Raw genomic sequence first — 793 nt, forward strand, 5'->3', positions numbered from 1 at the left:
AAAATCCTTCACAATTTTCACAAAACGCCCCCAATGTGCTTGATTTCGCTCGTTTTTTACTGAGCCCACCCCCGGGCCTCTTTTTGCAAGGTTTGGGAAAATCCGCATTTTTGACTTTTTCGACACTACCGGCCCTGTCGTTTTTTTCAATTTTTGCCTGGTTTGGAAAATCCTTCACAATTTTCACATTACACATCAACTGTGCTTGATTTTGCTCACTCATCCCGCCTCCCGGCCACTTTTAGCAAGTTTTGGGAAAATCCCCATTTTTGACTTTTTCGACACTACCGGCCCTGTGGCCTTTTAAAATTTTTGCCCACTTTGGAAAATCCTTCACAATTTTCACAAAATACCCAAACTGTGCTTGATTTTGCTCCTTTCTCACTCATCCCGACCCCTGGCCCCTTTTAGCAAGGTTTGGGAAAATCGCCATTTTTGACTTTTTCGACACTACCGGACCTGTCTTTTTTTCAAATTTTGCCCGGTTTGGAAAATCCTTCACAATTTTCCCAAAACGCCCCAACTGTGCTTGATTTTGCTCCTTTCTGACTCAGTCCGCCCCCCTGGCCCCTTTTAGCAAGGTTTGGGAAAATCCCCATTTTTGACTTTTTCGACACTACCGGCCCTGTCGTTTTTTTCAATTTTTGCCCACTTTGGAAAATCCTTCACAATTTTCACAAAACGCCCCAACTGTGCTTGATTTTGCTCCTTTTTCACTCAGCCCCCCCCTCTGGCCTCTTTAAGCAAAGTTTGTGAAAATCCCCATTTTTTACTTTTTCGACACTACCGGCCC

The 793-nt window shown here is 44.0% G+C and carries 2 protein-coding genes; both read right to left on the minus strand.

Features of this window, described 5'->3' with window-relative positions:
- On the minus strand, positions 1-223 hold a 223-nt coding region (locus ACGLHT_RS30000), incomplete at its 3' end, for a hypothetical protein (protein WP_394520770.1).
- Between the two features lie 350 nt (positions 224-573).
- Positions 574-717 carry a hypothetical protein gene (locus ACGLHT_RS30005; protein ID WP_394520771.1) on the minus strand — a complete coding sequence of 48 codons (144 nt, stop codon included), beginning with the start codon at positions 715-717 and terminating at the stop codon, positions 574-576.
- Between the last annotated feature and the right edge of the window lie 76 nt (positions 718-793).

The sequence above is a fragment of the Pseudomonas sp. PsB genome (genome assembly GCF_043658375.1).
Classification (GTDB): Bacteria; Pseudomonadota; Gammaproteobacteria; order Pseudomonadales; family Pseudomonadaceae; genus Aquipseudomonas; species Aquipseudomonas putida_Z.